This window comes from Bacillus cereus group sp. MG16, from assembly GCF_040459875.1.
Taxonomy (GTDB): Bacteria; Bacillota; Bacilli; order Bacillales; family Bacillaceae_G; genus Bacillus_A; species Bacillus_A paranthracis.
Genome location: NZ_JARVHE010000001.1, coordinates 372174 through 398612, shown reverse-complemented (window position 1 = coordinate 398612; position 26439 = coordinate 372174). Strand labels below are relative to the sequence as shown.

Here is a 26439-nt window from a genome sequence, read left to right as displayed (position 1 = left end):
ATATGAGTAAAAAAAGAAAAGACGGAAAGATTCAAAAAACTACAGTTAAGAGAAATATAATCGTAGAAACTGTAGGAGAGTTAAACGTTGAATTGTTTGCAGAAACATTTATCAAGATAGTTCGAGCTGAGATGAGAGAAGCTAAGGAAAAGGAAGCTAAAGAGAGAGAAGCTGAATAACTTAACCAGAATCTAAAAAAGACTCCAAAGACTAAATCCCCTAATAATAACAAAGAATGAAGTCTTTAGAGCCTTCTCCCTAAAGGTTATACCAATGTGTGGATCTCTTACTCTTTTCTATCCGTCACTTTAACTTCACCACGAACTTTCATTTCTTCCCAAAGTGTAAATACTTCTTCCAAAGGGTCTGCACTTGGTGATAATCCATCATTATATATCTTACGAAGCACACTAGAAGCTAGAATACTTTCAATCTCAGAGATAACATCATTCAAGTCTTCATCAGGATAACGAATTGAAGCAATGTTTTCAAGTGTATGACCGTTCTTTGTCATTTCGAAAATCCCCCAAATTTCTGTCCAAGTACGACCTGTATTTTCAAAGACCCCTTTACGATTGTTTTGCTTAGTCGTTAGCAACTGAAGGTTATCTGCTCTATTGTCTTCAGGATTATTATTCTTATGGTCAACTATGAAACCTTTAGGTATCTCCGCTTGTAAGAAACATTCCATAATAAAGCGGTGAAGATATTTCTTTTTCCTGTTCACATGTACGCCCAAGTATCCGTTTCTACCAGTATTATGAACACCTATGTCTAATAGTGAAGTCTTGTACTTTCTTCCTTTTCTCTCATAAGCTTCACGGAAGACTCTCCCCATGCTACTGCCCCAGTAACCTTCATAGAAAGGATGTTTCAACCATTCACCTTTGATGACATCATCTTTGAAGAAATTCACCTCTTCTTCACGGATTGCAAAGAAGCTTTCCTTTTCGATACCAAACTTCTTCATTAACTCTGCGGTAGTTATCGGCTCAACTCCTTTAAGCTTTAGTAGTGTACTTTCATACTGTTCATTCTTCATATTACCTTCCTCCTTGTCATGTCATCCCTTACATAGGGATATACAGGATAGATCCCAGAAAGTAACATACATCCCGTAAGACTCCCCCTTAAAGAATGAGACCTTTTAGGCGTTACTTAGACTGACACCTAACTTGTGAGCTTCCTTCTCTTCTTCATAAACGTCCTCAATCAATCCCTCTATGTATTCGGATATTTCCCCAAATGAGTAATCATTCATAAGTCCGTCTTTTTGTAATTCCCTTACCTGATCTTGCGCTTCTAGCAATCTCGATAATGTATGCATAGTTTTAATCCCCTTTACGATTTTTTTGCTTTACGGAGTTCCTATATCTAGGCTACCTAACTCTTTATAAAAGCTTTGCTCCCTGTTTTATGTATTCCTCGAGTTCTTCTATGCGTTGATTAGCCTTTTCCAGTTTTCTCTCAAGTTCAACTACGAGATTATCTACTTCCGTGATATGTATCTCATCCCCAAAAATTTGAGCCTCAGTCGATCCCAACGCTTTTGCGATCTTTTTGATAGCTTGCGTGGGAACTATTGTCTTTCCATTAACGTAGTCACTCATAGTAGAACGTTTTATTCCTGTCTTATCTGATAAGTCAGTTTGACGGTATCTTTTTTGACGCATTAACTCTTTGATATTTCCAGAGATTTTTTCAGCCATAACTTGCTCTTCTGCTGATTTAAACTTACGAGACATTAAGCTTCCCCGTCCTTTTCAGTGTTTTTGAAAGATGTAATCTTCAGATCCTGCCCCCCGTTCGAGTATGCAATAACAGTTTCCCTAATAAGGTTTCGTAAACCAATTAACTTTCAGCAAGCGGGTTTTTATCCACTTGCCTACTCATCGTATATGGTATTACTTATCCTTCAACTGTCTAGGTACGATTGGCTCACCATTGCTCTGAAGTTCAACCATCTTTCTGACTAACTCAAGTAGCTCCTCATTGTTACCGTTATTAAGTCTCTTTAATGAGCTAAATAGTCTCACTAGATCGCCTCCAATGATATGACCTTCATATCCCCAGTGACTCGCGACTCTCTCACGGTATCGAGTTTGTTTATCTTCCATTACTACTTATCAACTCCTTTCTTAAAAGAGTCGTTTAATCATCTTATTTCTTGTTGTTAACAACTTACAAGATATATACTACAGAAGTTTCGTAAACTTGTAAAGTAGGTTTCGTAAACTTTTTTGGAGTTCTTTTTTTGTGACGAGAGTTTCCTCTATAATAAAGGCACAAAAAAGAGACCCGATTAAGGTCTCAGGGAGATCAATCACTCAGCCGTCACTTTTAGCCCTTCGTCTTGCCCACTTTGAATAGAATCTAAGTTAAAAGGAAGAATCTCATTAGCTTTGATTGACTCATTCAAATTCTTCTCATAAGCGCGTAGCTCTGCATGTAAGTCTGCAATGTTCTGATCGTTTGTCATTAAGTCGTGCCATTTATGGAAAGAAAGCAATCCATTTTCCATATCTTCAGGGCTATCAAATTGCTTTGAGTAGTCCCTTTCGTTAGGTTGCTTCATATTAACGTAAGCATTTAAGACATCTACGTTCATTTTAGCATCTGCACGTGCTAAGTTTAAGAAGTAAGCATCGTCATCGTTGAGAGTAAACTTGCCGTGTAGCAATCGTTGGTAAGCTACTGGGTTAGAACTCTTTACGGCTTGCTGCACATCAGGATTTAAACTTTTCCAGTTTTCATTCGTGATGGGCGTATAGGAGATTACTCTGGATCGGTTGTCCGTTTGGATCAACACGGGATTTCCGCTAAAGTAAGAAACCGTTTGTGCATTACGCGTATCAGGTCTTCCATATGTAGCGTATTCGATGTTTTGATGTACAGTAGAGATATTCCCACGGATTTCATTTAATTTAGCATCAAATTCAGCTTGGGATTTTTGCGCTTCGGCGAGTAGACGTCGCCCTAGTGAAGTCTCGTTAAAGAAATCTTGTAAATGTTGGTCGTTGAAATTCATTATGTAATCATCCTTTTCTATTAAATTTCTATTTGCATAGTAGTTTCTTATTACATATCAATAATGTCGTCTGTGATGTCTTTGCGTACAGGTTCATTTAAGTTGTCCGTACTATTGAAGTCGAAATCTTCCATGCCCTCAATATCAACCATAATGGTTGTTTTACCAGTAGCTTGAACGCTGAGTAGTTGTTTATCAGCTAACACATGATTATGCTTCATTAATGTCTCCAGGTATTTGAATCTATCTTTCACTAAAGGCTCGTGAGTGAACGCCTCACCAGTTTTCATGTTGAGAGTCGTGTCTTTAATCTCGCCACGCACGACTGAAGTAGCAAACTCTAATACTTCCTGATAGCCCATCACTTTATGGAAGTTTCTTTGATTCATTAGAGCGGTGTAAGCTTTGCGGACATTCGGATTAGTAAGGAGCTTATGTCCATAATCTCTAGTAATACCCGCCTCTTCTGATGCCTTTGGGACGTTCATATTATTTCCGCAGAGTCCATAGACAAACTTTAGTTGCTTTTGAGTTAACGGCAACAAGTAAGGCTCTACGTCTGTAACGTAAAGCATTTCACGCTCTTTAGGTGATCTACTTACAGATATGTCTCTATCATCATTAGCCGACCTTTCAATAAGCTCATTGTAGTCCATACTCATTTGTCTTCACCCTCAGAATCTGCTGCTAGAAGATATTCACATAATAGGTCTAGAAGATAATTAGCCTGCTCAATGTCTGATTCACGTACTTCATAGGGTAATGCTTTGATTAAAGTATGTGCCACTGAAGATTGACTACGATAAGAGGATTCTCCTTTAAAAGCTCTGTATAGTTGGCGTGGGAGTATTCCGTTTTGTTGGCAAAGATCTGGAAGTTTTACTGTTTCGTTGAAGATATGGACGAGTATGAGATAGCGTAAATGCTTTCTGATGCGCTCATCTGTTTCCGGTAGATTTACGTTTACTTTCAAGTAATATCAATTCCTTTCGTGTGTGGAGTGGACTTAAAGAGTCCGTTTAGAGGATAAAAATAGGAGCTATTGCTCCGAGGGTGAATCTTACTAGGAGGAGTTTCCGTTGCTCCTCCCGAGTAACGACACATTGAACTGAATAATGAATCTGCATGGCTTTGAATGAGGAAATCTAAATAACTTTAAGAAATATAGGTGGAAGCTGATTGAAAATCTAGAGTACAGTTGACATGACCGAAGATGGAGTCTAGATAGAAGAGGTGGAAGCTGATTGAAAATCTAGAGTACAGTTGACATGACCGAAGATGGAGTCTAGATAGAAGAGGTGGAAGCTACGGTGCGGTGTAGCTCCCTCATAAGACAACTCAATAGGAGTAAAGAATTAACTTATGAGGAAGCCTGATAAGTACAATCGTGGATAAAGTCCTCATCAGTATTCGCACATCTCGAAAGGGAGACTGAAACGGAAAATGTTTGGCGTATACGAACGTGTACACCTTAGAAGTGTTTTTTTGTAGCTTATATAAATTACAAAAAGGATGTCGGTAGCGTTTCCGCACTACCTTACAAGTTACTACTACTTCCATAATAACCTCTAAGGTAGCTCTGAATCTTTATAGCGACCGGTAGATTCTCCTGAATCTCAATCACTACCTAAATTATAGCATTTATGACAAGAAAAGTCAACTTTTTATACAAACTTTGAATTTTATCATTAAGTATACACTCACGTCAATATCCTAAACACATATAGGAGAAAATTTCAGGAGAAATCCGCCAAACACGTTAAGGAATATTCTATATGTTGGTAGTGGAGGGTCGGAAGGCTTGTCGATTTGATCGCACCCCCTGCACCTTCCCCGAAGTTTTTTCTTCTTCGCTTCTCCAAAGAATTTCCCGTCAGCAAATCGATCAAATAAGATTCAGCGAATTTTTTATTTCTTTTTGCGATATTTTCAAAAGTTTTTCTCGAATCTCCCACAAATTCTTTTTTCTTTCCCGACTTCCTCATCACTTCTCCAACCTTTCCCGCAATCGCTCCTATCATCTTCAAAGGCAATGAAGGTCGTGAACGCACAGATCAATAAGTCCGCTGGACAGACTCATCTAAGATTCCATCCGCTCATCCGTCGCCCTCTTGTTGAGAGGCGCATCAGTGTCTCCTTTGTTAATAAGACCCTCCAACCTCCTCTACATCGGCTTCCGTCAAGTGCGTGGAGCTCCATGAGTATGTTGTCGGTGGTATCTCCTATGGTGACTGTATGAAGTTATACTATATGTGTTATCACGTAAGCGATACATTATAGTTATCAGCTCGTGGATATATGTATCAGCTTTAGACTTATAGGATAGGCTTCCCGTCTGATATACAGAGATGCTACTTGTCACTATGACAAAACTCAACAGATTTGACAGTATGATTTCAGAGTGATAGAATCAACCTTGTTAGCATGACAAAACTTACTGACAAAAGGAGAGATGACAAATGACAGTATTCGGATATGCTCGTGTATCCTCTAAGGGACAAGACCTGTCAGTACAGATTGAAGAGCTTACAAACAAAGGAGCAACTGAGATTTACTCAGAGAAATTTACAGGAGCTACCTCTGACCGCCCTGAACTTCAGAGAGTACTAAATGTATTGAAAGAAGGAGATACACTTATAGTAACCAAGCTTGACCGTCTGGCAAGGAATACAAAAGAGGGAATTCAAATTGTAGAGGAGCTATTCTCGAAAGGTGTCAGCGTTCACGTACTAAATGTTGGACTTCTTGAAGATACTCCAATGGGTAGATTCTTCCTAACTACGCTTCTGGCTGTCGCAGAAATGGAGCGATCTATGATCTATGAGAGAACTCAAGAAGGCAAGGAACACGCTAAGGCAAACAATCCGAACTATAAGGAAGGACGCCCAAAAGCTCTTACTACTAGCCGTTACGCTGAGTGCATGAAGCTTTTAGAGTCTAATTCCGTTAAGCAAGTAGCAAACATTATGAATATATCCGAGAGAACAATCTATAGGTACAAGCGTGAGGGTCAGGCTGAATAGTCGGACTCTCTTTTTGTGTACTTTCAGCTTATAAGAGCCTTAATATAAGAGTATTTATCTGTCAGACACTGGTATACTTTAGAGATAAGGCTAACGCCTGACACTACACTATGTTACATGTCTAACTGTCCTTCTTACATTTACATATAGATTAGTACAACGCTATTAGTCTGACGGGAACAGAGTGAACGGCTGACAGATGGATGACCGTAGGGAAGACGGCTTATCCCTTGCCTTCGGCTATTCTTTTAACTTTAAAGCTTATATATCATATTACGTCAAAATCATAAAAAACAGCTGAATCCCTTGAGTAAGTAAGGATCAAAGGCATTTTAGACCTCCGCAATTTTTTAAACTTTTTGCACGTACCCTCCGCAATTTCATTAACTTTTGTCAATCCGCTTGAGTGGTCTTATAACTCATGATAATATATCTGTAGACATAAAAGAAGCCCATCAGCGTAGGAACTGACAGGCTTTAAGTCTCGTATCTGTAGGAGGAAACGAGGATTTACTTTTCAATAGTTTTAGACAAATTAGCTTTGTTTTTATTCGTTAGGGTTGTCGAGAAGACAGCCTTTTTTATTTTGTTCATGTCAGGCGTCTTTGTTGACTTCGTGAAAAACTCCCCGTCAGCCATTAGGACTTTAACTCTGGAGCGTGTCTTCCTGTCTCCTAGCTCATGCCTTTGGAGGACTTCCAAGCTTATCAGGTCATTGACTAGACGGTTCCCTTTGCCTTCTTTCATATCGAATAGGACTTCTAGGTCTTTAGGCTCTAGTATCTCCAAATAGTCGTCACGAGGCTCTAGAGGGTCTAGAACTAGTATATGCAACTTTGGATGTATAAAGTTTATTACATCGCTCAAATATCCCAATGTCTCTAAACTCATTTGTTTGGAAACTTCTTGTACACTTGCATGTATTACCTTTGTAAAGTTGTTCACCCTTCGATCTAATGAGCCTGACTGATATATGTCTTTTGAGAGTGTGTAATGATTCGCATGACCTTGCCCCTCGGACTCTTCTTTCAGTAGCCCCACTTCGACGGCTTCCCGAATCACTGGTCTTAAAGTATTAGGTGTCTTCCCTAGCTTTTCGGCTATTTCCTCAATACTCAGGTTACGATACTTCCTATCTACTATTTTCCCGCCTGACTTAGTTTCTAGTAAGGTAGATAATACAAATAACAACCCCTTCACCTTTGGAGATACTTTCGTATTAAAGTGAGATTCACACAACTGCACTGAGTAATGGCGCTTGTCTGTGTCCCCTTCTAGTTCCATCGCAGCTTTCCTTTCTGCATATTTTCGGTGCGCTTCTTGTTGCTCGGGAGATTTAACTATATGACCTTTCTTCCTCAATCGGGAAGCTTCCACCCGTCCATTAGCTTTTTCCCTTAGTTGTCGTTTGTGTTCTTGTTCGTTTAAATTCATTGCAATCCATGTTCCTTTCTTTCAAAGAGTCGTTTCCCCTCCCCATTAAATACCATTCTAAAACTTCACTCAACCCGCTATACTAGAGTGTTTTTCATTAAGTTTGTTTAGGATGTTACTAGGAGTTTCAACTGTCTTCCGTCCCCTACTATTTAGGCTATTACGCTTGACTGGAGGACTTGGGGTTTGATACATCCGAAGTGAGTGGAGGAAAGGGAAGAAGGCGTGCTTTTCCCCTACATTCAAGACTAAAAAATCTAGTCGAGAACATAAGAGGAAAAGCACGCCTTCAAAGTTTATATACATCCTCGTTTCGTGTCGGATTAGGTTTAGATCGTCGTCCCTATCAGCTTTTGAGATTTCTCTCACGCAAACTCTCCGCCCAGTGCTTCCCAGCCATCAATGAGTTGTGCGTCCCTGCTACCTTAATAGCAAAGCACTTCCACCCTGACCGATTATGTGCGTCACCCACCTAGACCTACACACACATAGATAGGGTTTATGCGTTAAATGTGTAGCGCTAGTGTTTGCAGCGGTCTAGCTCCCCTTTTACGTTTTTAATTTAGCGACTTGGTACGGGCTTCCACGTCGTGACTTACCGTAAATGCCTAAAAAAGGCATCAATAAAGACAACTTGCACCCTTCGATTTTTTTCGATAGAATGAAGCTAACGGCTGTCTAGTATTTAATTATTGGATAGCAAACGGTTTGTTTTGAGTCTCCCAGTTGGCGCTGGGGACTTTTTATTTATCTCTATATTCCGTAGTCGTTCTTAGCGGCTACTTTTTCGTATTGCTCTTTTACTGCCTCGTCGTTCAATCGGACATATCGCATAGTTGTCGTGATGTCTGCATGTCCCATAATTCGCATTAATGCGTTAACACTGCCACCGTTCCTTAAAAAACTTGTAGCGAATGTGTGACGCAAACTGTGAGGTGATGGGCGGCATTCCTTTAAAAGCCCTGATAACGTACCATAGCGGTACATACGTTTACGCAATAAGTCATTATCTATCACATTACCTTCCTGCGTGAGAAAGACGTTTGAGACATCTTCAAAGTATTCTCGACTTTCATCTATAAGCATTCGTAGCTCTTCTGCAACCTTCTTTGTCATAGGAACAGCTCTAGTTTTACGATTCTCATTCTTAGCCCCTGACAACATGATCGTAAGATTATCAAAGTCTATATCATTGGCTTCTAGCTGATTCACTTCATTTACACGTAACCCACAGTGCAACATAAGCAGCATGGCGCAGTAATCCCTATAGCCTGCGTAGGTCGTCTTATCTACCACACGAAAAAGGCGCTTTATTTGATCGTTATTTAGCGTAAAAATCGGTGCTTCATCAGTACGTAATTTTACAAAGTCTTCAGCAGGATTGCTTTTAATGTAGCCCTGCTCATTCAATCGCTTAAAGACTGACTTCAATGCTGATATACGAATATTTACAGTAGCAGGTGCTAACTCTCGATTGAGCAGCTTATTAATATACATCTGTACATGTGCCGCTGTGATGATCTCGACTTTCTCAATATTCAATTCTCGCATGAAGTAACGGAATAGCTTACTGTAGTCATCTATAGTACGCTTTCTAAACCCCTCTGCTCGGAATGCCTGCGCAGCAATCGCTATCGCCGCTTCTGTGTCTAGTGCTTCCGCAGTACCAATAAAATCAACTACTTCTCTTCGTCTTTTTACTACTCGTATACTTTTAGACATAATAAAAAAAGAGCCCCCTATCTGAAACGAATTTCAGACGGAAGCTCTCCGCATATGTACTATCATTATCTTCATTTGGTTACACGTAGCACCTTTTTACTATGCGACAATAATTCGCTAATGCCTACGTAGGACGTTTGCGGTTTGTTCCCGCTCAAGTTAAGCGTTAAAAACTCCGACAAACAGCTTTATACCGCACCCTAAAGCACATTTGGTTTCCTTTGTCATATAAGACGTGGTACCGGAAACCACCGCTCTATCCGACTGAGCTATGGGCGCATGATAATAGAAAACACTTCATTTTCTTCTCATAATAATAGCAATAAAATCCATCTAAATCAATAAAAATATCCCCGTAATCCTTTATGCCGCTTAGTTATGAGTATATTAACAAAGCACTCACCCCTAAATTTTCCAATCATAAATTCAACCCAACTCACAAATTATAATCTTTGAATTGATATTCCAAAGGGGGCTTCATTCAATGACTGTAATTACAAAATTAAAGCAAACTGTTTCTGGATTAAAAAGTGCACAAGCTAGCTTAGAGGGATTCGCTCTTGATACGGATAACCAACAAGCTAAGCAACTTTTCCAAACAGCTGCGCAGCAAATTCAAACGATTATCGATTCTTTAAACCCACGTGTTGAAGAAATCCAACAAGAAGAACCACAATACTCACAGCAATAACGGATTCGTCATGCTGTGAAATAGAAAAAGGATGATATGCAGTCATCCTTTTTCTATCACATTACATATTGCAATAGAAATGGAATGATAATTATGCGAAAACTCGGCCTCATAACCGCATTATTTGCCCTTCTATTTAGCTCTTTTACCGGATGTGATAATAGTCCTTTAGATAAAAAAGTGAAAGAAGAAGCAAAACGAACGGAGAAAGAAAAAGGTCCAAAGTTAACAAAGACGAGTACGGAATCCTTTAATCAATCTATATCACAAGGAGCGAAGAAAAGGGCTCTCGCTATGGATGGGATTATAAAAAGCGCGGCAGTAAATTCAAATTTAGATCTCTACATAGCAGTTATACCGGAGCATCACGAAAGATTTGGATTAAAACCTCTCCGTAAGAAGCTCCAAAAGCAGCTAAGTGATGAGCACCCCACTTTCGATGTTCGTGTAAGTACAGATAAAAAAATCTTTATGTTACTTGAAAAGCTTGAAAGAAAAATTAAGGAAAAGAAAGTATCTAAAGATGAAATTAATAAACAATTAAAATTCATTGGTAAAAAAATGGAATCTAACACTTAACGCTTTTTAAAAGAAAAGGAAGGTTTGCAATGTCTAGTAAAGATAAAAACTTAACCCCTGTGCAACAGGAATATAAAAAATTCGAGCAAGAACGCGAACCGAAGCGTCCTGTCTTAAAAAACTGTATAAAAGCCTTTTTCGTTGGTGGTTTCATTTGCCTAATTGGGCAACTCATTTCTACTTTTTATATTACGTATTTCGATTTCACTGAACGCTCAGCAGGGAATCCAACAGTAGCAACTCTTATTTTCATCTCGATGTTACTAACTGGGTTCGGCGTATATGATCGTCTCGGTCAATTTGCAGGTGCTGGGACAGCTGTACCTGTCACTGGATTTGGTAACTCTGTTGTCGCCGCATGTATCGAGCACCGGACGGAAGGGTTTGTCCTTGGCGTTGGCGGTAACATGTTCAAATTAGCTGGTTCTGTTATTTTATTTGGTGTATTTTCAGCTTTCGTCATCGCACTTATTAAAACGATTCTCGTTCAATGGGGAGGGCTATAAATGTTACAAGGACACCGAACGTGGGTATTTGAAAACAAACCAGTTATTATTTCGACAGGCGTCGTCGGCGGGCCGTTTGAAGCAAAAGGAAAAATCCCCGAAGACTTCGATATCCTTCATGAAGATTTATGGCTCGGACAAGATTCCTATGAAAAAGCACATAAAATTTTGTTCGAAGAAGCTTGTAGCCGCGCCACTGAAAAAGCAGAACTTCGTAAAGACGATATCCAATTTGTACTCGCAGGAGATTTAATTAATCAAATTACCCCTACAAGCTTTGCTTGCCGTACACTGGGCACTCCTTATCTCGGACTATTCGGCGCTTGTTCTACTTCTATGGAAGGTTTAGCACTTGGGGCGAGTATCGTAAATGCAAAAGGCGCAAAATATTTATTAACTGGGGCATCAAGCCATAACACCGCTGTAGAAAAACAGTTCCGCTACCCTACTGAATATGGTGGACAAAAGCCACCTACCGCGCAGTGGACAGTAACCGGTGCAGGAGCCGCTATTTTAAGCGATACTGGAAACGGCCCTAGGGTAACATCAGCCACAATCGGAAAAGTGGTTGATATGGGATTAACAGATCCGTTTAATATGGGAGGCGCAATGGCTCCAGCCGCCGTCGATACAATTGAGGCCCACCTACGCGAACGCCAAATTGACGCCTCTTACTACGATTTAATCGTAACCGGTGACCTCGGACATGTAGGACGTGAAATTGCTTATGACCTATTACATAAACACGGAACGAAAGTAACGAGCGAACAGTTTCAAGATTGCGGGCTGCTCATTTATAGAGAAGGGCAACCTGTCATAGCTGGTGCTAGTGGACCAGGGTGTTCCGCAACAGTCGTGTACGGTCATTTATTAAACAGAATGAAAAGAGGAGAGTTCAAAAAAATACTTGTCGTTGCGACAGGCGCTTTACTATCTCCACTTACATTCCAACAAGAAGAAACGATTCCGTGCATCGCTCACGCCGTTTCAATTGAATTCGGAGGTGCAACGCAATGATTTTTTTCTGGGCTTTCGTCATTGGCGGACTCATATGTGTAATCGGCCAACTTATGTTTGATGTCGGCAAGCTAACACCCGCTCATACAATGGCAACACTCGTTGTTGCTGGAGCTATATTAGATGGATTCAATTTGTATGAACCATTAATTGACTTCGCTGGAGCTGGGGCAACCGTACCTATTACAAGCTTTGGTAATGCCCTCGTTCACGGCGCAATGGAAGAAGCTGCAAAACATGGCATCGTTGGCGTTATTACCGGCATGTTTAAAGTAACAAGCGCCGGTGTATCCGCAGCTATTATTTTCGGCTTCATCGGAGCATTGCTATTCAAACCGAAAGGATAAGGTGTTCGTATGACAGTTATCGCTAGCGTCAAAACCTGCCTTGCTAGTGTAAGAGGCGCTCAAGCAAGTTTAAGCTCCCTTTCACTACATTCACAGGACGCAGAATCAAAACGTGTATTTCATGAATGTATGTTAGAAATGGACAGCATCATCGCTGATTTACAAAATAGAGTTTCAGTATTAGAACGTGAAGAACCTCAATATAAAGGGTTTTAAGTAGACTGGAGGAAATGACTATGTCTCACCTGCCGGAATGGACACTTGTCATTCTTCGCTCTGTATTCATATTAATTATTTTATTCGCTATTACGAAATGGTTAGGGAAAAGACAAATCTCTCAGCTCTCCTTTTTTGAATACATAGCCGGAATGACAATCGGTGACATCGCTGCCCAAGTATCTACAGGGCTCGATTCAAAATTTTTTCACGGCGTCTTTGCGATACTCATTTTCGCTGTGGTACCTTTTTTAACAGGAATCCTTTCTTTAAAGAACAAAACAGCTCGAGACTTCTTTGAAGGGAAATCTACCGTATTAATAAAAGATGGAAAGATACTCGAAGATAACTTAAAGAAAGAAAAATATACAAGTGACGAATTACTGGAACTTCTCCGTGGAAAAGATGCTTTCAGCGTAGCTGATGTTGAATTTGCTGTACTAGAACCGAGCGGAGAACTAAATGTATTATTAAAGAAAGATCGCCAACCACTCACAGCAAAAGACATCGGTTTAAAAGTAGCAAACGAAAAAGAACCACAAACTGTTATTATGGATGGCAATGTCTTAGATGAACCGCTATCCGCAAGTGGACATAACCGCGCTTGGCTACATGCTGAACTAGAAAAGCTCGGTGTTGTTATCGAAAATGTCTTTCTCGGTCAAGTTGATTCATACGGACAACTGACTATCGACATTTATAATGACAAACTACAAATGCCTTCTCCTCAAAACAAACCTTTATTATTAGCATCATTAAAAAAATGTCATGCTGATCTTGAACTATTTTCCTTAGAAACAAAGTCGAAATCAGCAAGCGAAATGTATAGTAAAAACGCGAAACAAATCGAAAAGATTTTAAATAAAGTAACCTATCTTTTAAAAGAATAGATATCGAAAGAACGCTTCAGTCAAAAGGCGTTCTTTTCTTTTTTTCTACAGTTTTTATAACGTTTAAATTTATGTAATTCGGTTATGATGTTGAAGATACATAAGCAGGGAATTTCAAAAACATAGCGAATATTTCATGGTACAACTACATATTTTTTTGATTTAAAGTGGTTTCGTTTGACCTTTATTGACCATAATTGTATTATAAGACTAAGAAAGCTTTAGAAGGAGGAAATAACAGATGAATTTAATTCCTACAGTAATTGAACAAACAAATCGTGGAGAACGCGCTTACGATATTTACTCTCGACTATTAAAAGACCGCATCATTATGCTTGGTAGCGCAATTGATGACAACGTAGCTAACTCAATCGTTTCCCAGCTTTTATTCTTGGAATCTCAAGATCCAGAAAAAGATATTCACATCTACATCAATAGCCCTGGTGGTTCTATCACAGCAGGTATGGCAATTTACGATACAATGCAGTTTATTAAACCGCAAGTATCAACAATCTGTATCGGTATGGCTGCATCTATGGGTGCATTCTTACTTGCAGCAGGTGAAAAAGGAAAACGTTATGCACTTCCAAACAGTGAAGTAATGATTCACCAACCACTTGGTGGTGCACAAGGTCAAGCGACTGAAATCGAAATCGCTGCTAAACGTATCCTATTCTTACGTGAAAAACTAAACCAAATTCTTGCTGACCGCACAGGTCAACCACTTGAAGTGCTACAACGCGACACAGACCGCGACAACTTCATGACAGCAGAAAAAGCTTTAGAATACGGTTTAATCGATAAGATCTTTACAAATCGTTAATACTTAAAAGCGGAAGCGGCTCGTTCAGCTCTGACTGGCTAAGGTTCTTTCGCATAAAAGGCGCTTTTTGCCTTCTTATGCGGAAGGTTCTTAGACACGAAGAGCTAGCCGCTGGAGCTGGATATAACTAAAAGCGAAAGCGGCTCGTTCAGAATCGCAGGGCGATGGAGCTCCTGATTCCGAGGCGCTTTTTGCCTCGAATGTAAAAGCGAAACAACCGCTGGAGCTGGATAGATTAAAAGCGGAAGCGCCCTATAACAGGGCGCTTTTTTTATATGCTGTTCTCCGCCCGTATACCCCACCTAGTATCAACCGAAATATATCGGCGATTTTTCAAATATATCGACCGTAACTCCAATTATATCGGCGATTTTTTTAATATATCGACGTTTCGACACAACTTATCGACTTACCGACAATTCTCGACAAGAACGCACATCCCACATACCCCCACCAACAAGCCCCAAACAACAAAAAAGCTATCGCACATGCGCGATAGCTTCTTATTGTACATATGCAGCTAGTGCCTCTAAAGCCTCTTCTGCATCTGAACCTTCTGTTGTAATTGTTATCATGCTACCAGTTCCAATTGCTAAGCTCATAATCCCCATTATGCTCTTTGCATTTACTGTCTTCCCATCTTTTTCGATGAAAATATCTGCATGAAAGCGATTGGCCTCTTGTACAAACAACGCAGCCGGACGTGCTTGTAAACCGTTTTTTAATGAAACCTGAACTCTTTTTTGAACCACAGCTCCATTTCCCCTTTAACCTCTTATTTTTTTGCTACCGTTTCCCCCGCGCGTAATTTCTCTGCAATATCATCAATTTTACGCAAACGATGATTAATACCCGATTTACTAATTTTCCCCCCGGATACCATCTCACCTAACTCTTTCAATGTTACATCTTGATAATCTCTTCGTAATTGCGCAATTTCTCGTAGTTTATCCGGCAATATATCAAGACCAACCGTCTCATCAATATAACGGATATTTTCAATCTGCCTTAGCGCTGCACCAATTGTTTTATTTAAATTAGCTGTTTCGCAGTTCACTAAGCGATTTACAGAATTACGCATATCACGTACGATTCGAATGTCTTCAAATCTTAAAAGTGCATTATGAGCACCTATAATATTTAAAAACTCTGTAATCTTTTCTGCTTCTTTCAAATACGTAATGTACCCTTTTCTTCTTTCCAACGTCTTACTATTTAAATCAAATCCGTTCATCAGTTCACATATAGCATCATTATGTTCCTTATATAACGAAAAGATCTCTAAATGATAAGATGATGTTTCTGGGTTATTTACTGAACCACCTGCTAAAAATGCACCGCGTAAATACGATCGTTTACAACATTTCTTCTCAATTAATTCTTGTGATATATTTCGAATAAATGAAAAGTCGTCTCGAACGATATGAAGATCAGCTAATATTTCGCGAGACTTCTCAACAAGCCTTACGATATATACATTATTTTTCTTCAATCGCATTTTTTTACGAACAAGTAATTCTACCGTCACGTCATATCCTTTTTTCAAAAGCGTATAAATCCTTCTTGCAATTGCTGCATTTTCCGTTTGAATATCGATTGATAGACGACGGTTTGAAAAAGAAAGTGATCCGTTCATACGAAGTAACGCTGATAATTCTGCTTTCTCACAGCATTCCTTCATCTCTAGATTCGTCAACTCTTTCTTTGTTTCTGATGCAAATGACACAGCCAACACCTCCTTATACGATTATTGTGGAACAAAAATCTTGTCCTATATGAAATGAGGAGCGTTACCTCAAACGAGGCAACGCACATCTACAACAGTGAATATAAAATAGAAGCTAGTTTTAATGTATCGTGTCTTACAACACGGTCATCATACTTCGCTAATTGATCTTGAATCACATTAATATTATTTTCAGTAAAACGCTCTTCATCTACTACAACTGGCGCTGACATTTCTTCCTCATATAACTGACGTAATTCACAAGGAATATCACGGTTATTTACAATTGCAGTATCGATAAATGGTTCACCTAAATGATCATGTAACGCCTGCACATGATCAAACGCAGTATATCCCATCGTTTCACCAGCTTGCGTCATAACATTACACACATATACCTTCTTTGCTTTTGCAGCAAGAACAGCGTCCCCAATTTTGTTAACAACTAAATTCGGTAATATACTCGTATACAAACTTCCTGGACCGAAAACAAGTAAATCAGCTCGTTTAATTTCAGTCAACGTTTCATGTAACGGCTCTACATCTTCTGGAGTTAAAAAGACACGGTTAATTTTCTTTCCGAAATAAGGAATCTTTGATTCACCTGTTACAATTTCTCCGTCTTCTAGTTCCGCATGTAGTACTGCACTTTGATTCGCTGCTGGTAATACACGTCCTCTAACATTTAAAACTTTACTCGTTTCTGTAATAGCATGGAAGAAGTCTCCTGTAATCGAGGTCATACCTGCCAATAATAAATTTCCTAACGCATGACCTTTCAGCCCATCTCCCGTTGTGAAACGATGCTGAAATAAAGCTTCCACCAGTGGCTCTACATCTGATAACGCAACAAGTACGTTACGAATGTCACCTGGAGGTGGAATTTCTAGCTCATCACGTAATCTACCTGAACTGCCACCATCATCAGCGATTGTAACAACTGCTGTAATATCAACAGGATATTGCTTTAATCCTCTTAATAAAACAGAGAGTCCAGTTCCGCCTCCCATAATGACAATTTTAGGCTTTCTCTCTTTTTTCATCCCTTAATGGCCCTTTCTCTTCTCCACATCACGATGAGATACATGAACACTATACTCTGGTTTCAAATGTTTCCCAAGGTATTCTGTAAGCGTAACAGAACGATGCTGTCCACCTGTACATCCAATTGCAATTACAAGTTGACTTTTGCCTTCTCTTTTATAATGAGGCAACATGAAAGTAATCAGATCCGTCAACTTTTCTAAAAACTTATGCGTCTCATTAAATTTCAGCACATACGATGAAACTTCTTCATCTAGTCCTGTTAATGGCTTCATATGTGGAATGTAATATGGATTTGGTAAAAAACGAACATCAAATACTAAATCTGCATCAATTGGAATACCGTACTTAAATCCAAATGACATAACATTTACACGAAATGCTTGCTCAGTTTCAGTTGAAAATAGGTGAACAATTTTTTCACGTAATTCTTTCGGTTTTAAATCAGATGTATCAAGCACAATATTCGCGCGTGCCTTCATATCTGTTAATAAATTACGCTCTGCTTCGATTCCCTTTAACGGCAGACCAGTTGGTGCAAGTGGATGCGAGCGTCTCGTTTCTTTATAACGAGTTACAAGTGTGCTATCTTTCGCATCTAAGAATAAAATATGAGGAATAATCCATGTACGTTCTGATAAATCATCAAGCGCTTCCCATAAATGTTCGAAAAACTCTCGGCCACGTAAATCAATACCAAGTGCTACTTTATTCATTTTTCCTTTTGAATCCGCCATAAGCTCAATAAACTTTGGCAATAACATCGGTGGTAAATTATCCACACAGAAATATCCTAAATCTTCAAAACTTTGTAAAGCTACTGTCTTTCCAGCTCCAGACATTCCTGTAATAATTACCATTTTTATATCATTATTCTCTGTCATCGTATCCTCTCCTTGACGGTTTAACTCGGATCTAATCGATATGAAAGCAACTCAAAATCTGGGGTATATACAAATGTACCGTAGATTATGCCATTTCCTTTAATTAAATAATCAATAATGTGATAATCTCCTGGTGCCATTGCTAAATCATCAATTTTATCAAATGTATGCCAACCAATGATGCCTTCTTCGCTCTCTAGTTTGTTTTCTCCTGCAAAATCTGTCGCTAAAAAGGAGAACATCATCCATTCAGAAACAACTTTATCACCTTCTTGAATGACAAAGGTGAAGACCCCCTTTAACGCTGGGTTCTTTAAATAAATACCTGTTTCTTCACGATACTCGCGAACAACGGAATCTCTTACCGTCTCACCACGCTCCATTTTCCCGCCTGGTGCAACCCACCAATTCCGGCGAGGTTTTTGGAGTAAGAGTACTTCATTATCTCTAATTAACACACAGTTTGTCACTCTTTGCATGTTTCTTCACCTCAGCTACTTGCAGCAAATTTCTCACTGCATACTCATTTCATTATACTATCAAAAACAGTTTGCTACAACGAAGGAGCCAGTCCCCCTTTCGCTAAGCACTGCTACTCAACAATTTTAAAAAAGCTTTTTATAACAAGCAATGTAAATGCCTGGACTTTCCGTGAATAGCATGAAAAATCCCCTTAACGACTTTTATCGCCAAGGGGACTCCAGCCCTTACTTCTTACCGAAATAAGTAACAATCGCAAATCCTAAAATAAAGGTAATAATTGAACTTATAATTGAAAATCCTCCAGTTGGAATACCAGGGAACACAATTACAATCGAACCGATAACTAGTCCAATAATTGCCGCAAATGTCATACTTTTATATCGATCTAATAAGAAACTAATTCCTTTACTACTTACAACGAACCCTACCATAACGCCAGCACCAATAACTGCAATTAAAGGTAAGTTGAGTGTAGTTAAAGCATTAATTGCTGTCGGATATACACCAATAATTAATAAAATAAACGATCCGCTAATTCCAGGAAGTAACATAGCCATACTAGCCATCCATCCTGCGAAAAATAAACCAATTGCATTTAAAATTGTTAACGTCGTAATTGGATCTGCTGTCTTATCTGGTTTAAAGAAAGCTGTGATCGCAACAAGAATTGCTGCAACGATTAATAAAACAATATGCTTACCTTTAAACGACGACTTTGCATCAGCTTCTCTCATTAACATCGGTAATATACTAATAATTAAACCGAGGAAGAAAAATTGAGTCGGTTCATAATGATTTGCAAGTAAATATTTAATAACGTGACTTAACGTTAAAAACGCTGCTGCCACACCAGCTGCAAGTGGAATTAAAAACCCTAAATGTTTTTTCCATTCACGACTAAAGAATCCACTAATTGCCGCAAGCAATTGTTCATAAATCCCTAACACAACAGCGATTGTACCGCCGCTCACACCAGGAATTAAATCACTAACGCCCATACAAAATCCACGATATATATTACGCCATTCCATACTGAATAAATTCCTCATTTCTTATAGTGATTTTTTCCGTAAAGTCCAGTATATCAATAAGAAAGCTTATAATCCCAATATTTTTTGACAAAACTTTGACATTTTCACACAAAAAAAGAAGAAAGCTCCTATCGGTAGCTTTCTTCTCAAAAGGTATGTTATCCCTTATTTTTCTGATACAGTTTTTAGTTCTTCTAATAATTCTTCTACGTAATGTTGTGCACTTTGTGCTGCAATACTACCATCACCTGTTGCAGTTACAATTTGACGTAGCATTTTTTCACGAACATCACCTGCTGCGAAAATACCAGGAACTTTCGTTTCCATACGCTCGTTTGTTTCAAGGTAACCATTTTCATTTGTAATACCTAGTTCAACAAATGGTTTTGATAGTGGTAACATACCGATGTATACGAATACGCCGTCAGTTTTGACTTCTTTCTCTTCTCCACTATTTACATCTACAAGTGTTACACTTCCTACTTTACCATTTGCTTCGTTAATTTCTTTTATCGTGTGGTTCCAAATAAAGTCTACTTTTTCGTTTTGGAAAGCACGATCTTGTAAAATTTTCTGTGCGCGAAGCGTGTCACGACGGTGAACGATCGTTACTTTTGATGCGAAGCGTGTTAAGAACACACCCTCTTCAACAGCAGAATCTCCGCCGCCAATAACTACAAGTTCTTTACCTTTAAAGAATGCGCCATCACATACCGCACAATATGATACACCGCGGCCGCCAAGTTCTGTTTCACCTGGTACACCAATTTTTTTATACTCTGCACCACTGGCAACGATAATTGCACGTGCTTTATATTCTTTTTTACCAGCAATAATTGTTTTATATTCTTTACCATCGATGACTTCTTTCACATCACCGTATGCATATTCAGCACCAAATTTCTTCGCATGCTCGAACATTTTATTTGATAAGTCTGGTCCTAAAATAGACTCATAACCTGGGTAGTTTTCTACATCTTCTGTATTTGCCATTTGCCCGCCTGGAATACCACGCTCAAGCATTAATGTGCTTAAATTCGCACGAGATGTATATACTGCAGCTGTCATACCAGCTGGTCCTGCACCAATAATAATGACATCATAAATTTTTTCTTCTGACACACTATTCACTCCTATCCATTCCTACACAATTAAGTTACCCTCATTATACTGTTCGCATCATTTTTTTCCCAATGATTTGCTTATCTATGTGTGCGTACGCTTAACGGCTTGCACATACTTTCGAACAGTCGCTACAGATACATTATACACATCTCCGAGCTCCGACTGTGTCATCTTATTTCCTTGTTCACTGCGTACGATATATTCAACCGCAGCTGACCAGCCGTATACATTTGTAAAAACTGCCCCAGATGTATATAAACGTATGAACGTACAAAACCAAAATTGTAAACACTCTTCGATTAATTCATCATCTTTTTTCGTATAATTGTATAAAGCATCCGCGATTCGCGCGCACTGTTCAAATTGCTGTAAATCAGCTGGAATACTCTTATGGCTATTCAGTAAAAAGAAATACTTTGCAAGTTGCGATACGATTGGAACACCATTCTTCGCCTGCGTTACATCAAAGAAGAATCCAACCTTCTCCGGCGTTGATAATTCATTCATTAAATATAAAGCTAGCATTTGTTCCTCTAGCGTCGCACTTTGCTGGAATGATTTTCGTAATTCTTCAAATAACACATTTTGTCCTTCATCCGCTAAATTCAATGCATTCCACGGTTCTTTTCCCTTTTTATCAGGGTGCAATTCTACAACATGTTGCCACATTTTTTCAGCTACTTGCTGATCTTTCACCATATACGCAGAATATGCAAACCAATAATAGAAACTAACGTCTCCTTCGTATCCTTGACGCTTTAATAATTTGAACCATTTATATGCAGGCTCGAAATGACCAATTGTTGCAAGTGTCGTCCCAAGTTTCAAACGATGTTCAAACGAAATCGGATATACCGAAACTAACTGAGCAGCTAACACCTCTACTTGTTTATGCTCTCCAATTGAATATAGAAAAATAAGCGTATTACAAAGCGCATGTATATTACCAGGATTTTTATCTAAAATCATTTCAGTTAATTTCAGCGCCTTATCTACATTACCAGATTGAAAATGCGCAATGGCTAAATTATTATGCCCCGACCAAAATTCCGGATAGTCTTTCGTAACAATTTCTAATGTAGCAATCGCTTCTTCCAATTGTCCGTTACGAATATAACGATTGGCTTCTTCCTGCATAACAATTAAATCATCTTCATCCTCAATCTCTTCCGCACCCATCGCTTCTTCTTCCATAATTTCAAGTAATTCTAATGTATCTTCAACAAATTCCTTCTCTTCTGCAACTTCTAAATAGCGATCCGCATACTTCTTCGCCTGCTGAAATAGACCCATATACGCATAATTATTTGCAATAAAATAATAACATTGTTCAAGTTCTGGATTAGATCTAACAAGCTTAAAGAAGGTTTGATTCGACTCTTGATATTCACCAGCCTCAGATAATACTGTTGCTAATTGACATAAAATAAACGGCTCCTTCTCGCTTTGTGCCGCTCTTCGAAAATATTTAATTGCATCTTGCAATTTTTGTCCTTTGTAAGCCCTCATCCCTTTTTTATAAAAGAAGTCCGCTAATTGATTAAAAGAGATAACTTGTCCGTTCTCCTTATATATTCTTTGATTTTTCCCCATATATCCTCCAGTTTTTTGTTTTCTTCGTTCACACATTCTTCTATCTATAAGTATAAACGATTCCGTAAAAAACAAAACAGTATATTATACTCAATTATTTCCTTTTTATTCATTAAAAAAGAAGAGAAATGTTACATTTTTAGCATCAACCTTCTCTAGCATCTATTTCTTCTTTTGTATAAATAACACGCATTGGATTTCCACCTACGAAAGCACCGCTCGGTACATCTTTATGAACGAGTGTGCCAGCTGAAACAATCGCACCATCTCCAATTTTCACACCTGGTAATATAGTCGTATTTGCTCCAATCATCACTTCATTTCCTATAACGATCTCTCCAAGTCGATATTCTCGAATTAAATATTCATGTGCTAAAAGCGTTGTATTATAGCCTATAATCGAATTTTCTCCCACAGTTATCTTTTCCGGGAACATAATGTCTGGCATTACCATAAGCGCAAACGATGTTTTCTTTCCTACTTTCATCCGCAAAAATGTGCGGTATAACCAATTCTTGACCGATAAAAAAGGTGTATAACGTGCAATTTGGATAATAATAAAATTCTTCATTACCTTCCAAAAAGACACTGTTTTATACACGTTCCATAATGAATTTTCTCCTGAAACAGGATAGCGCGTTGTCCGTCGCACTTCACTCGCTCCTCTACTTATCTTTACGAACGATTCATGTCGGACAAAATCGGCAATAAATCACTCATTTTATCTAGCATAAAGTCTGGCTTGTAAGCCTCTAAATACGCTCTACCTTTCAATGTCCATGAAACCGCAGCTGTTTTCGTACCCGCATTTTGTCCGCCAACAATATCATGATGATTATCCCCAACCATCAATGCTTCTTCCGGTTTCGCATCTAATAACTGAAGCGCTTTTTGAAGTGGCTCTGGATGTGGTTTCACATGCTCGACATCATCAATTGTCACAACAACATCAAAAAACTCATCAAGCTTCGATAACTTTAATCCCATCTCAACAGTTTGTCGTGCTTTCGTTGTAACAATACCAACTTTATAACCTTGCTTCTTCAACTCTTGAACTGTTTCATATACAGTTTCATATTCTTCTACTAATTCATCATGATGATCATGGTTAAATTGACGATAGCTCGTAATTAACTCTTCAACCTTACTTTCATCAATCTTGCTGAAAGTATCATGTAAAGATGGACCGATAAATGGCAATACATCCTCACGCTTATATTGATTTGGATAATATGTATGTAAAGTATGTAAAAAAGAAGAAATAATAAGTTCATTTGTATTAATTAACGTTCCATCTAAATCAAATAACACTGTATTTATTTTCATTGCCTTAGTCCTTTCTCTTTCCTGAATATGAAAGAAGCAGCATCTTATAATAAGATGCTACTTTTCTCTAATTTTCTAAATATCTTTTATCAGCTTGCCCCATCTTCCGTCTCACAATAATGAAAATAATAGAAATAACAACAAGTCCAATTGACATTACTTGTGCAATACGAAGTGGCCCTAGCATTAAACTATCTGTACGTAACCCTTCTACGAAGAAGCGTCCTACTGAATACCAAATTAAATATGTGAAGAATAATTCCCCGCGGCGTAAATTCACTTTTCTTAATGCAAGTAATAGAATTACTCCCGCAAAATTCCATAACGATTCATATAAAAACGTCGGGTGGTAGTACACACCATCAATGTACATTTGATTAATAATGAAATCCGGTAAATGAAGGCCTTCTAAAAACTGTCTCGTTACTTCATCACCATGCGCCTCTTGGTTCATAAAGTTTCCCCATCGGCCAATTGCTTGTCCTAGTAAAATACTTGGTGCAGCAATATCCGCCAACTTCCAGAATGAAACCCCGCGACGTTTCGCAAAAAGAATCCCTGTAATAACAGCTCCGATTAAACCACCATGAATCGCCAAACCACCTTGACGAATATTAATAATTTGACTCGGGTTTTGCGCGTAATATTCCCATTCAAAAATAACATAGTACATTCTCGCAAATAGAATAGCGATCGGTACTGCAATTAATACAAGGTCAACAAATGTATCTTTTGGAATACCTAGCCTTTCTCCTTCACGAGTTGCTAGCCAAAGACCTAATAGCACACCTGTACCGATAATAATCCCGTACCAATAAACAGGAAACGGTCCAAGTTGGATAGCTACGCGGTCAAGCTGTGGTACAGAACCTAACAGCATATGTATGACCTCCCTCTCCAATGTTTACTCCTGATTTCCTAACTCAATCGCACTCATTAATCGTTCTGAGAACTGCTGTGCTGCATTGACTCCCATACGTTTTAAACGGAAGTTCATCGCTGCCACTTCAATAATAACAGCTAAGTTTCGACCAGGACGAACTGGAAGTGTAATCTTCGTAAGTTCTGTATCAATAATCTTCATCTTCTCTTCATCAAGACCTAAGCGATCATAATTTTTCTTTTGATCCCAAATTTCAAGATTAATAACAAGTGTAATACGCTTATAATTTCGCACTGCCCCTGCACCGAATAACGTCATAACGTTAATAATGCCTAGACCACGAATTTCTAATAAATGCTCAATTAAATCTGGCGAGCTTCCAACTAACATGTCTTCATCTTCTTGGCGAATTTCCACACTATCATCCGCAACAAGGCGATGACCACGTTTTACAAGCTCAAGAGCTGTCTCACTTTTACCGACACCACTTTGTCCTGTAATTAAAACACCAACGCCGTAAATATCTACTAACACACCATGAACAGCTGTTGTTGGTGCTAACTTACCTTCTAAATAGTTTGTTAAACGACTTGATAATCTCGTTGTCGTTTGAGAAGAGCGTAATAAAGGCATGCCCGATTCACGCGATGCTTGCAGCAACTCATCTGGTACATCTTGATTACGAGTTACAATAATACATGGCGTCTCCTCAGTACAAAGCGCTTTCATTCTCTCTTGTTTTTGCTCTGACGTTAACGTGTCAAAGAACGTCAGCTCCGTCTTTCCAAGAAGCTGCACGCGATCAGCTGGATAATATGTAAAAAATCCTGCCATTTCAATACCAGGTCGTGATAAATCACTTGTATCAATCGGACGATGAATTCCTTCTTCACCACTGATTAACTCCAATTGAAATTGTTCAATTAAATCTTTTGTCCTTACTTTCGGCATATGTATAAACCTCCACTCCGCTGCGGGTTCAGTCTCATTTGATGTAAAATTCCATTCTACCGGATATTGTACCATTTTTTTCTGGAAACAAGAAATACGGTTTCTAATAAATAGAAAAAAACATTTCATACATATCATGAAATGTTTTTCTTTTTGTCATTTTCTCTTTTTTTCATATAAAGGTTCCACAATTGCCTTTTCAATAATCATATTAAAAATTGAAATACAAATTGCCGCAACGATCGCTACACCGAAACCTGATATATTAAATGCGTCTCCTAATAATGAATCTGCTATTTTTAACGTAATCGCATTAATAACAATTAAGAAGAAACCGAAAGTTACAACAGTAATTGGTAGCGTAATTAAAATTAAAAACGGTTTTACGAACACATTTAAAACAGCCAAAATAATACTCGCAATAATTGCAGTTTGTATATTTGCTACGTAAAACGCGTCTGGTGCAATCCCTTTTAAAAGTCCCGATACAGCGATTAACACAACACTATTTACAAGAAGTGATACAATCCATCTCATTTTCTTACACATCCTTTTAAACATATATCTTTCATCATACGCTAATAGATAATAAACGCAAGTATCATGCAAACACTTATATCAACTTATTCTACTCTTCATGCTTGTATACCTACTAACACTCCTTTGCGAAATAAGGCCCACACCATCTATGTTCATGCGTTTTTACAAAAGTCCAAGTGAACTCTTTATCTACAATATAGATATCGCCTTTATACATATCGTCCGTCTCCCGTAATATATCATCCATATGTAATAAACTCGCATCTTTTATTAGCAGTACATCTTCACAATGTTGATAGAATATATAGCAATCCTTTTTCACTTCATTATGAAACGCGTTTTCCGCTTCTTCTCCCTCTACACACTTCTTTCTCTCATAACTAAATATGTGCCAAAGATACCCACACCCATACTTATCTCCATAAAGAAAAATATCTTCTTTTTCTTCATCACTTACATGATTTGCAAAGTTATCCTCCCAGCGCTTGCGAAAACATACACCCCAACTTTGAAACTCTCTTACCTTCATATTTTTCTTTCTTAAAACATCTATAAACTCCATTTTCTCCCCCTATAA

General features: G+C 38.5%; 34 protein-coding genes. 10 read left to right on the top strand and 24 right to left on the bottom strand.

Features of this window, described 5'->3' with window-relative positions; all coding sequences use genetic code 11:
- The first annotated feature begins 2 nt into the window (after positions 1 to 2).
- Positions 3 to 179: a hypothetical protein gene (locus QCI73_RS01935; protein ID WP_200730648.1), complete on the top strand. Its 177-nt coding sequence runs from the start codon at positions 3 to 5 to the stop codon at positions 177 to 179.
- Positions 180 to 286: 107 nt separating this feature from the next.
- Here QCI73_RS01935 and QCI73_RS01930 read toward each other — a convergent pair whose 3' ends face one another.
- The 8 genes from QCI73_RS01930 to QCI73_RS01895 all read right to left on the bottom strand — a co-directional run bounded on the left by QCI73_RS01930 (position 287) and on the right by QCI73_RS01895 (position 5013).
- Complete coding sequence (locus QCI73_RS01930) at positions 287 to 1042, bottom strand: HNH endonuclease signature motif containing protein (RefSeq protein ID WP_200730646.1); 756 nt, start codon at positions 1040 to 1042, stop codon at positions 287 to 289.
- Between the two features lie 105 nt (positions 1043 to 1147).
- Complete coding sequence (locus QCI73_RS01925; protein WP_200730645.1) at positions 1148 to 1327, bottom strand: hypothetical protein; 180 nt, start codon at positions 1325 to 1327, stop codon at positions 1148 to 1150.
- A 64-nt stretch (positions 1328 to 1391) separates the two neighbouring features.
- Complete coding sequence (locus tag QCI73_RS01920; RefSeq protein ID WP_200730644.1) at positions 1392 to 1745, bottom strand: helix-turn-helix domain-containing protein; 354 nt, start codon at positions 1743 to 1745, stop codon at positions 1392 to 1394.
- A 159-nt stretch (positions 1746 to 1904) separates the two neighbouring features.
- Positions 1905 to 2036 carry a hypothetical protein gene (locus QCI73_RS01915; protein WP_265176817.1) on the bottom strand — a complete coding sequence of 44 codons (132 nt, stop codon included), beginning with the start codon at positions 2034 to 2036 and terminating at the stop codon, positions 1905 to 1907.
- Positions 2037 to 2323: 287 nt separating this feature from the next.
- Positions 2324 to 3028: a hypothetical protein gene (locus QCI73_RS01910; protein WP_200730643.1), complete on the bottom strand. Its 705-nt coding sequence runs from the start codon at positions 3026 to 3028 to the stop codon at positions 2324 to 2326.
- Between the two features lie 50 nt (positions 3029 to 3078).
- Entirely contained in the window at positions 3079 to 3690 is a 612-nt protein-coding gene (locus tag QCI73_RS01905; RefSeq protein WP_200730642.1) for a terminase small subunit, read from the bottom strand.
- A complete protein-coding gene (locus QCI73_RS01900) occupies positions 3687 to 4001 on the bottom strand; it encodes a hypothetical protein (RefSeq protein WP_200730641.1) in 315 nt (104 codons plus the stop codon). Before QCI73_RS01900 ends, QCI73_RS01905 begins: the two co-directional genes overlap by 4 nt.
- A 763-nt stretch (positions 4002 to 4764) precedes the next feature.
- Entirely contained in the window at positions 4765 to 5013 is a 249-nt protein-coding gene (locus QCI73_RS01895; RefSeq protein ID WP_353822416.1) for a hypothetical protein, read from the bottom strand.
- Between the two features lie 474 nt (positions 5014 to 5487).
- Here QCI73_RS01895 and QCI73_RS01890 point away from each other — a divergent pair, with 474 nt between their 5' ends.
- Complete coding sequence (locus tag QCI73_RS01890) at positions 5488 to 6051, top strand: recombinase family protein (protein WP_200730639.1); 564 nt, start codon at positions 5488 to 5490, stop codon at positions 6049 to 6051.
- A gap of 510 nt (positions 6052 to 6561) precedes the next feature.
- Here the strand turns inward: QCI73_RS01890 and QCI73_RS01885 are convergent.
- Together QCI73_RS01885 and QCI73_RS01880 are read right to left on the bottom strand one after the other, a co-directional pair.
- On the bottom strand, positions 6562 to 7485 hold the full coding sequence (locus QCI73_RS01885; protein ID WP_200730638.1) for a hypothetical protein: 924 nt from the start codon (positions 7483 to 7485) through the stop codon (positions 6562 to 6564).
- Positions 7486 to 8238: 753 nt separating this feature from the next.
- Positions 8239 to 9207, bottom strand: a complete 969-nt coding sequence (locus QCI73_RS01880; RefSeq protein ID WP_353822415.1) for a tyrosine-type recombinase/integrase — start codon at positions 9205 to 9207, stop codon at positions 8239 to 8241.
- Positions 9208 to 9691: 484 nt separating this feature from the next.
- On the opposite strand from QCI73_RS01880, the gene QCI73_RS01875 reads away from it, so the two are divergent.
- The 8 genes from QCI73_RS01875 to clpP all read left to right on the top strand — a co-directional run bounded on the left by QCI73_RS01875 (position 9692) and on the right by clpP (position 14276).
- On the top strand, positions 9692 to 9898 hold the full coding sequence (locus QCI73_RS01875) for a DUF1657 domain-containing protein (protein WP_000216161.1): 207 nt from the start codon (positions 9692 to 9694) through the stop codon (positions 9896 to 9898).
- A gap of 93 nt (positions 9899 to 9991) precedes the next feature.
- Complete coding sequence (locus QCI73_RS01870) at positions 9992 to 10477, top strand: YhcN/YlaJ family sporulation lipoprotein (protein WP_353822414.1); 486 nt, start codon at positions 9992 to 9994, stop codon at positions 10475 to 10477.
- 29 nt (positions 10478 to 10506) lie between these two features.
- Positions 10507 to 10983: a stage V sporulation protein AC gene (gene spoVAC / locus QCI73_RS01865; protein ID WP_000095407.1), complete on the top strand. Its 477-nt coding sequence runs from the start codon at positions 10507 to 10509 to the stop codon at positions 10981 to 10983.
- Positions 10984 to 12000: a stage V sporulation protein AD gene (gene spoVAD / locus QCI73_RS01860; RefSeq protein ID WP_000938956.1), complete on the top strand. Its 1017-nt coding sequence runs from the start codon at positions 10984 to 10986 to the stop codon at positions 11998 to 12000.
- Positions 11997 to 12347 carry a stage V sporulation protein AE gene (gene spoVAE, locus QCI73_RS01855; protein ID WP_000575919.1) on the top strand — a complete coding sequence of 117 codons (351 nt, stop codon included), beginning with the start codon at positions 11997 to 11999 and terminating at the stop codon, positions 12345 to 12347. Before spoVAD ends, spoVAE begins: the two co-directional genes overlap by 4 nt.
- Before the next feature lie 9 nt (positions 12348 to 12356).
- Entirely contained in the window at positions 12357 to 12563 is a 207-nt protein-coding gene (locus QCI73_RS01850; RefSeq protein ID WP_000215900.1) for a DUF1657 domain-containing protein, read from the top strand.
- 20 nt (positions 12564 to 12583) lie between these two features.
- Positions 12584 to 13453 (top strand): DUF421 domain-containing protein, encoded by an 870-nt coding sequence (locus QCI73_RS01845; RefSeq protein ID WP_000018909.1) that lies wholly within the window; start codon positions 12584 to 12586, stop codon positions 13451 to 13453.
- Between the two features lie 241 nt (positions 13454 to 13694).
- Positions 13695 to 14276, top strand: coding sequence for an ATP-dependent Clp endopeptidase proteolytic subunit ClpP (gene clpP / locus QCI73_RS01840; RefSeq protein WP_001049162.1), 582 nt, complete (start codon positions 13695 to 13697; stop codon positions 14274 to 14276).
- A 503-nt stretch (positions 14277 to 14779) separates the two neighbouring features.
- Here the strand turns inward: clpP and QCI73_RS01835 are convergent.
- The 14 genes from QCI73_RS01835 to QCI73_RS01770 form a co-directional block, all read right to left on the bottom strand.
- Positions 14780 to 15028 carry an HPr family phosphocarrier protein gene (locus tag QCI73_RS01835; RefSeq protein ID WP_000250307.1) on the bottom strand — a complete coding sequence of 83 codons (249 nt, stop codon included), beginning with the start codon at positions 15026 to 15028 and terminating at the stop codon, positions 14780 to 14782.
- A gap of 23 nt (positions 15029 to 15051) precedes the next feature.
- Positions 15052 to 16002 (bottom strand): DNA-binding protein WhiA, encoded by a 951-nt coding sequence (gene whiA, locus QCI73_RS01830; RefSeq protein ID WP_000006561.1) that lies wholly within the window; start codon positions 16000 to 16002, stop codon positions 15052 to 15054.
- Between the two features lie 89 nt (positions 16003 to 16091).
- A complete protein-coding gene (locus tag QCI73_RS01825) occupies positions 16092 to 17045 on the bottom strand; it encodes a gluconeogenesis factor YvcK family protein (protein WP_000712175.1) in 954 nt (317 codons plus the stop codon).
- Positions 17046 to 17048: 3 nt separating this feature from the next.
- A complete protein-coding gene (rapZ, locus tag QCI73_RS01820) occupies positions 17049 to 17930 on the bottom strand; it encodes an RNase adapter RapZ (protein ID WP_000138457.1) in 882 nt (293 codons plus the stop codon).
- A gap of 20 nt (positions 17931 to 17950) precedes the next feature.
- A complete protein-coding gene (locus tag QCI73_RS01815; protein ID WP_001190080.1) occupies positions 17951 to 18409 on the bottom strand; it encodes an NUDIX hydrolase in 459 nt (152 codons plus the stop codon).
- A gap of 228 nt (positions 18410 to 18637) precedes the next feature.
- Positions 18638 to 19444 (bottom strand): DUF368 domain-containing protein, encoded by an 807-nt coding sequence (locus QCI73_RS01810; protein ID WP_000455203.1) that lies wholly within the window; start codon positions 19442 to 19444, stop codon positions 18638 to 18640.
- Positions 19445 to 19609: 165 nt separating this feature from the next.
- Complete coding sequence (gene trxB, locus QCI73_RS01805) at positions 19610 to 20566, bottom strand: thioredoxin-disulfide reductase (protein WP_001288072.1); 957 nt, start codon at positions 20564 to 20566, stop codon at positions 19610 to 19612.
- An 84-nt stretch (positions 20567 to 20650) separates the two neighbouring features.
- On the bottom strand, positions 20651 to 22162 hold the full coding sequence (locus QCI73_RS01800) for a tetratricopeptide repeat protein (RefSeq protein WP_070807160.1): 1512 nt from the start codon (positions 22160 to 22162) through the stop codon (positions 20651 to 20653).
- A 145-nt stretch (positions 22163 to 22307) separates the two neighbouring features.
- On the bottom strand, positions 22308 to 22814 hold the full coding sequence (locus tag QCI73_RS01795; protein WP_070807161.1) for an acyltransferase: 507 nt from the start codon (positions 22812 to 22814) through the stop codon (positions 22308 to 22310).
- 23 nt (positions 22815 to 22837) lie between these two features.
- The gene (ppaX, locus tag QCI73_RS01790) at positions 22838 to 23488 is read right to left on the bottom strand and encodes a pyrophosphatase PpaX (RefSeq protein WP_000700956.1); all 651 of its coding nucleotides are present in this window, start codon (positions 23486 to 23488) and stop codon (positions 22838 to 22840) included.
- A gap of 67 nt (positions 23489 to 23555) precedes the next feature.
- Entirely contained in the window at positions 23556 to 24368 is an 813-nt protein-coding gene (gene lgt, locus QCI73_RS01785) for a prolipoprotein diacylglyceryl transferase (RefSeq protein WP_000924232.1), read from the bottom strand.
- A gap of 24 nt (positions 24369 to 24392) precedes the next feature.
- Entirely contained in the window at positions 24393 to 25322 is a 930-nt protein-coding gene (gene hprK, locus QCI73_RS01780; protein WP_001127250.1) for an HPr(Ser) kinase/phosphatase, read from the bottom strand.
- 156 nt (positions 25323 to 25478) lie between these two features.
- On the bottom strand, positions 25479 to 25859 hold the full coding sequence (locus QCI73_RS01775) for a phage holin family protein (protein ID WP_001267308.1): 381 nt from the start codon (positions 25857 to 25859) through the stop codon (positions 25479 to 25481).
- Between the two features lie 115 nt (positions 25860 to 25974).
- Complete coding sequence (locus QCI73_RS01770; RefSeq protein ID WP_262724439.1) at positions 25975 to 26424, bottom strand: DUF4275 family protein; 450 nt, start codon at positions 26422 to 26424, stop codon at positions 25975 to 25977.
- Between the last annotated feature and the right edge of the window lie 15 nt (positions 26425 to 26439).

Excerpts from the sequence above, each read along its gene's own strand:
- QCI73_RS01920 (WP_200730644.1), bottom strand. The coding sequence starts at position 1,745 with ATGTCTCGTAAGTTTAAATCAGCAGAAGAGCAAGTTATGGCTGAAAAA.
- QCI73_RS01850 (WP_000215900.1), top strand. The coding sequence starts at position 12,357 with ATGACAGTTATCGCTAGCGTCAAAACCTGCCTTGCTAGTGTAAGAGGC.
- QCI73_RS01775 (WP_001267308.1), bottom strand. The coding sequence starts at position 25,859 with ATGAGATGGATTGTATCACTTCTTGTAAATAGTGTTGTGTTAATCGCT.
- QCI73_RS01875 (WP_000216161.1), top strand. The coding sequence starts at position 9,692 with ATGACTGTAATTACAAAATTAAAGCAAACTGTTTCTGGATTAAAAAGT.
- QCI73_RS01800 (WP_070807160.1), bottom strand. The coding sequence starts at position 22,162 with ATGGGGAAAAATCAAAGAATATATAAGGAGAACGGACAAGTTATCTCT.
- QCI73_RS01810 (WP_000455203.1), bottom strand. The coding sequence starts at position 19,444 with ATGGAATGGCGTAATATATATCGTGGATTTTGTATGGGCGTTAGTGAT.
- QCI73_RS01895 (WP_353822416.1), bottom strand. The coding sequence starts at position 5,013 with ATGAGGAAGTCGGGAAAGAAAAAAGAATTTGTGGGAGATTCGAGAAAA.
- QCI73_RS01845 (WP_000018909.1), top strand. The coding sequence starts at position 12,584 with ATGTCTCACCTGCCGGAATGGACACTTGTCATTCTTCGCTCTGTATTC.
- QCI73_RS01925 (WP_200730645.1), bottom strand. The coding sequence starts at position 1,327 with ATGCATACATTATCGAGATTGCTAGAAGCGCAAGATCAGGTAAGGGAA.
- ppaX (WP_000700956.1), bottom strand. The coding sequence starts at position 23,488 with ATGAAAATAAATACAGTGTTATTTGATTTAGATGGAACGTTAATTAAT.
- QCI73_RS01930 (WP_200730646.1), bottom strand. The coding sequence starts at position 1,042 with ATGAAGAATGAACAGTATGAAAGTACACTACTAAAGCTTAAAGGAGTT.
- QCI73_RS01910 (WP_200730643.1), bottom strand. The coding sequence starts at position 3,028 with ATGAATTTCAACGACCAACATTTACAAGATTTCTTTAACGAGACTTCA.
- QCI73_RS01825 (WP_000712175.1), bottom strand. The coding sequence starts at position 17,045 with ATGAAAAAAGAGAGAAAGCCTAAAATTGTCATTATGGGAGGCGGAACT.
- QCI73_RS01815 (WP_001190080.1), bottom strand. The coding sequence starts at position 18,409 with ATGCAAAGAGTGACAAACTGTGTGTTAATTAGAGATAATGAAGTACTC.
- QCI73_RS01870 (WP_353822414.1), top strand. The coding sequence starts at position 9,992 with ATGCGAAAACTCGGCCTCATAACCGCATTATTTGCCCTTCTATTTAGC.
- rapZ (WP_000138457.1), bottom strand. The coding sequence starts at position 17,930 with ATGACAGAGAATAATGATATAAAAATGGTAATTATTACAGGAATGTCT.
- spoVAE (WP_000575919.1), top strand. The coding sequence starts at position 11,997 with ATGATTTTTTTCTGGGCTTTCGTCATTGGCGGACTCATATGTGTAATC.
- spoVAD (WP_000938956.1), top strand. The coding sequence starts at position 10,984 with ATGTTACAAGGACACCGAACGTGGGTATTTGAAAACAAACCAGTTATT.
- spoVAC (WP_000095407.1), top strand. The coding sequence starts at position 10,507 with ATGTCTAGTAAAGATAAAAACTTAACCCCTGTGCAACAGGAATATAAA.
- lgt (WP_000924232.1), bottom strand. The coding sequence starts at position 24,368 with ATGCTGTTAGGTTCTGTACCACAGCTTGACCGCGTAGCTATCCAACTT.
- QCI73_RS01885 (WP_200730638.1), bottom strand. The coding sequence starts at position 7,485 with ATGAATTTAAACGAACAAGAACACAAACGACAACTAAGGGAAAAAGCT.
- hprK (WP_001127250.1), bottom strand. The coding sequence starts at position 25,322 with ATGCCGAAAGTAAGGACAAAAGATTTAATTGAACAATTTCAATTGGAG.
- QCI73_RS01770 (WP_262724439.1), bottom strand. The coding sequence starts at position 26,424 with ATGGAGTTTATAGATGTTTTAAGAAAGAAAAATATGAAGGTAAGAGAG.
- QCI73_RS01935 (WP_200730648.1), top strand. The coding sequence starts at position 3 with ATGAGTAAAAAAAGAAAAGACGGAAAGATTCAAAAAACTACAGTTAAG.
- QCI73_RS01880 (WP_353822415.1), bottom strand. The coding sequence starts at position 9,207 with ATGTCTAAAAGTATACGAGTAGTAAAAAGACGAAGAGAAGTAGTTGAT.
- clpP (WP_001049162.1), top strand. The coding sequence starts at position 13,695 with ATGAATTTAATTCCTACAGTAATTGAACAAACAAATCGTGGAGAACGC.
- QCI73_RS01905 (WP_200730642.1), bottom strand. The coding sequence starts at position 3,690 with ATGAGTATGGACTACAATGAGCTTATTGAAAGGTCGGCTAATGATGAT.
- QCI73_RS01890 (WP_200730639.1), top strand. The coding sequence starts at position 5,488 with ATGACAGTATTCGGATATGCTCGTGTATCCTCTAAGGGACAAGACCTG.